The organism is Streptomyces pseudogriseolus (genome assembly GCA_002154585.1).
GTDB classification, from domain to species: Bacteria; Actinomycetota; Actinomycetes; order Streptomycetales; family Streptomycetaceae; genus Streptomyces; species Streptomyces pseudogriseolus.
Genome location: MUNG01000654.1, coordinates 1 through 4,484 on the forward strand (window position 1 = coordinate 1; position 4,484 = coordinate 4,484).

A 4,484-nucleotide genomic window follows, 5' to 3' on the forward strand; every position below is an offset into this window, starting at 1 on the left:
GGCCGTCCTCGTCGCCCCCCACGAGGACCACCCCCTCGCCTCCTACGTGCTCCGCGTCAACGGCACCGACCGGCCCGTCACCGACGCGTGGATCGGCGAGTCGCTGCTCTACGTGCTGCGCGAGCGGCTCGGCCTGGCCGGCGCCAAGGACGGCTGCTCGCAGGGCGAGTGCGGCGCGTGCAACGTGCAGGTGGACGGCCGGCTCGTCGCGTCCTGCCTGGTCCCCGCCGTCACCGCGGCCGGCAGCGAGGTGCGCACCGTCGAGGGACTGGCCCAGGACGGCCGCCCCTCGGACGTGCAGCGCGCCCTCGCCCGCTGCGGCGCCGTGCAGTGCGGCTTCTGCGTGCCCGGCATGGCGATGACCGTGCACGACCTGCTGGAGGGCAACCCGGCCCCGACCGAGCTGGAGACCCGCCAGGCCCTGTGCGGCAACCTGTGCCGCTGCTCCGGCTACCGGGGCGTGGTGAACGCCGTGCAGGAGGTCGTCGCCGAACGCGAGGCGCACGCCGAGGCCGAGGCGGACGACGGCGACGGCACCGCCCGCATCCCGCACCAGGCGGGCCCCGGCGCCGGCGGGGTCAACCCCTCCGCGTTCGGCGTCGTACCGCAGGACCAGCCCTACGGCCAGGACGGAGGCCAGGCGTGAGCAACGAGGCAGCCACCGTGCAGACCGCCGAGGCGGCTGCCGAGGAGGAGGCCCTCCCGCGCGGGCTCGGCGCCTCCCTCCCGGCCGCCGACGCGCGCGCCAAGACCGAGGGCACCTTCCCGTACGCCGCCGACCTGTGGGCCGAGGGCCTGCTGTGGGCCGCCGTGCTGCGCTCCCCGCACCCGCACGCGCGCATCAAGTCCATCGACACCACGCACGCGCGCGAGATGCCCGGCGTCCGCGCGGTCGTCACCCACGAGGACGTCCCCGGCACCCCGGTGCTCGGCCGCGGCACGGCCGACCGCCCGGTCTTCGCCTCCGAGGTCGTACGCCACCACGGCGAGCCGCTGGCCGCCGTCGCCGCCGACCACCCGGACACCGCGCGCATGGCCGCCGCCGCGGTCATCGTCGAGTACGAGGTGCTCGACCCGGTGACCGACCCGGAGCAGGCGTTCGAGGCCGAGCCGCTGCACCCCGACGGCAACCTGATCCGGCACATCCCGCTGCGCCACGGTGACGCGGACGCGGTCGGCGAGGTCGTCGTCGAGGGGCTGTACCGCATCGGCCGCCAGGACCCCGCCCCCATAGGGGCCGAGGCCGGACTCGCCGTGCCCCGCCCGGACGGCGGCGTCGAGCTGTACCTGGCGTCCACCGACCCGCACGGCGACCGGGACACCGCCGCCGCCGCGTTCGGCCTCCAGCAGGACCAGGTCAAGATCGTCGTCACCGGTGTGCCCGGCGCCACCGCCGACCGCGAGGACCAGAGCTTCCAGCTGCCCCTCGGGCTGCTCGCGCTGAAGACCGGCTGCCCGGTGAAGCTCGCCGCCACGCGCGAGGAGTCCTTCCTCGGCCACACCCACCGCCACCCCACCCTGCTGCGCTACCGCCACCACGCCGACGCCGAGGGCAAGCTGGTCAAGGTCGAGGCGCAGATCCTGCTCGACGCGGGCGCCTACGCCGGCACCTCCTCCGACGCCCTGGCCGCCGCCGTCGCCTTCGCCTGCGGCCCGTACGTCGTGCCCCACGCCTTCATCGAGGGCTGGGCGGTGCGCACCAACAACCCGCCCTCCGGTCATGTGCGCGGCGAGGGCGCGATGCAGGTGTGCGCCGCGTACGAGGCACAGATGGACAAACTCGCCAAGAAGCTCGGCCTGGACCCGGCCGAGGTGCGCATGCGGAACGTGATGGCCACCGGCGACGTGCTGCCCACCGGCCAGACCGTCACCTGCCCCGCCCCGGTCGCCGAACTGCTGGAAGCCGTACGGGACTTCCCGCTGCCGCCGCTGCCCAAGGACACCCCCGAGGACGAGTGGCTGCTGCCCGGCGGCCCCGAGGGCGCGGGCGAGCCGGGCGCGGTGCGGCGGGGCGTGGGCTACGGCCTGGGCATGGTGCACATGCTGGGCGCCGAGGGCGCCGACGAGGTGTCCACGGCCACCGTGCGCGTGCAGAACGGCGTGGCGACCGTGCTGTGCGCGGCCGTCGAGACCGGGCAGGGCTTCTCCACGCTGGCCCGGCAGATCGTCCAGGAGACCCTCGGCATCGACGAGGTGCACGTGGTGCCCGTCGACACCGACCAGCCGCCGGCGGGCGCGGGCTGCCGCGGCCGCCACACCTGGGTGTCGGGCGGGGCCGTGGAGCGCGCGGCCAAGATGGTCCGCACCCAGCTCCTCCAGCCGCTCGCGCACAAGTTCGGCATGTCCACCGAGCTGCTCCAGATCACCGACGGCAAGATCACCTCGTACGACGGCGTGCTGTCCACCACCGTCACCGAGGCGATGGACGGCAAGGAGCTGTGGGCGACCGCGCAGTGCCGGCCGCACCCCACCGAGCCGCTGGACGAGGCGGGGCAGGGCGACGCCTTCGTCGGCATGGCCTTCTGCGCGATCCGCGCGGTCGTGGACGTCGACATCGAGCTGGGCTCCGTCCGGGTCGTGGAGCTGGCCGTCGCGCAGGACGTGGGCCGGGTGCTCAACCCGGCGCAGCTCGCCGCGCGGATCGAGGCGGGCGTCACCCAGGGCCTCGGCGCCGCGCTCACCGAGAACCTGCGCACCCCGCGCGGTCTGATCCGCCACCCCGACCTCACCGGGTACGCCCTGCCGACGGCGCTGGACGCGCCCGACATCCGGATCGTGAAGCTGGTGGAGGAGCGGGACGTGGTCGCGCCGTTCGGCGCGAAGGCGGTCAGCGCGGTGCCCGTGGTGACCTCGCCGGCCGCCATCGCCTCCGCCGTGCGCGCCGCGACCGGCAGGCCCGTGAACCGGCTGCCGATCCGCCCGCAGGCCGCCGTGGTGACCGGCAGCTGAGCGCGATGCACGGCGTGATCGCCGTCTCCTGGGCGATCCTGGGCAACGCGAAGGGCCTCTCGAGCGTCTTGTAGGACAGGGCGCAGGCCGCGCCTTCGCGGTTCTGAGGCGTTGTCAGTGGTGCCGCGTACTCTTCTGAGCAGTGGGGGACGGCCGTGGGCCCGGCAGGGCGCGGGCCGTCCTGCCCGGGGCGGAACGTTCGCGGGCCCGGGACCGAGCACACGTATCGCGGGGGAATCATGAGCACGACCGACACCGTTGTCGCGAGCGCGATCACACTCACCGAGGACGACCTCGGTCCCCGGATCACGCACGCCTCGACGCGGCGCTGGCTGACCGGACCCGGACTGCCGTGCGAGAACGGCCTGTTCCGCTTCACCGGGCTGACCCGCCCGGGCGGCCCGCACACGGTCGCCGAGGCGACCGGCGCGGCCGACCGGCTGCCGCCCGCCCTGCGCGACCAGCTCGTCATCGGCGCGTTCGCCGTCCCGGCGGGCCTGGAGCCGGAGTCGGTGCTGCTCGACGGCGCGACCGGCGAGGTCTCCAGCGCGTACGTCCAGGACCGGCCCGACCTCATGAACTGCCGTCCGCTCGCCCCGTCCCTGCCGACGTTCGTCCGCTTCGCCGCGGCCACGGACGAACTGGCTGGACTGCGCGGCCAGTTCGCCGCCTACGCCGGCCGGTACGGCACCAAGGCGGTCGCCGAGGCCTCGCGGCAGCTGCTCGAGGTGTTCGAGGAGGGCGCGGACGGCGAGCCCGCGCCGTTCTGGCGGATGGCCGCGCTGATCCGCCCCCTCGCCCTGGTCGCCGGCCCCGGCACGGCCTCCGGTCTCGCCCTGGACCTCCCCCTCCGCCTGCTCGACGAGGAGTTCGGCCGGCGCGGCGTGGTCCGCTTCGAGGACGTCGACTTCCCCGCGACGCTCACGCACGAGCCGACCCGCCGCTTCCTGCGCGAGACGGGCCTGCCCGAGGACGGCTTCCTGTTCTCCCTGGACACCGACCAGCCGCTGCGCACGCTCACGGAGTACGCGGCCGACGACTGCGGGGGCGGCTTCCCGCCGGGCCACCTCCCGGCCCACGCCGACCGCCTGATACGCGTCGGCCACCTGATCGACGACCACTGCCTGGTCGTCGACGGGGCGACCGGAGCGGTGCTCAGCTGGAGCGAGGGGGACGGGGCGCTCCGCCCGCTGAACACCGACATCTCCACGCTGGCCTTCACGCTGTGGCTCCTGCACCGCGAGCGCTCCCTCGACGAGGCCTCCGGCCACGCGCTCACGAGCGACGCCTACGACCAGCTCGCCCTCACGATGATCCAGGTCCTCGCCTCGGTCGACCCCACGGGCACGGGGTCGGACACGGACTGGCACTACTGGACGTGCCTGTTCCAGGACGAGGCGGGCGGGGTTCTCTGACCCGCGCGAAAGGGCGGACGTTCCGCAGAACGCCCGCCCCATCGGAGGCCGTGGCGGGAATTGAACCCGCGTAACTCCCCGCGAGCGGAGCTTGCTGAGGGATGCAGCGCAGGCGAGCCC

Annotated in this window: 3 protein-coding genes; all 3 read left to right on the plus strand. The window is 74.8% G+C overall.

The window, feature by feature from the left end; all coding sequences use genetic code 11:
* Positions 1 to 646, plus strand: a 646-nt coding sequence (locus CCN29_RS33785) for a (2Fe-2S)-binding protein (RefSeq protein WP_143661463.1), incomplete at its 5' end; no start/stop codon positions are given.
* Positions 643 to 2,949, plus strand: a complete 2,307-nt coding sequence (locus tag CCN29_RS33790; RefSeq protein ID WP_086686280.1) for a xanthine dehydrogenase family protein molybdopterin-binding subunit — start codon at positions 643 to 645, stop codon at positions 2,947 to 2,949. The genes CCN29_RS33785 and CCN29_RS33790, both read left to right, overlap by 4 nt.
* A gap of 239 nt (positions 2,950 to 3,188) precedes the next feature.
* Complete coding sequence (locus CCN29_RS33795) at positions 3,189 to 4,364, plus strand: SUKH-4 family immunity protein (protein ID WP_086686282.1); 1,176 nt, start codon at positions 3,189 to 3,191, stop codon at positions 4,362 to 4,364.
* Positions 4,365 to 4,484 lie beyond the last annotated feature (120 nt).

Excerpts from the sequence above, each read along its gene's own strand:
- CCN29_RS33795 (WP_086686282.1), top strand. The coding sequence starts at position 3,189 with ATGAGCACGACCGACACCGTTGTCGCGAGCGCGATCACACTCACCGAG.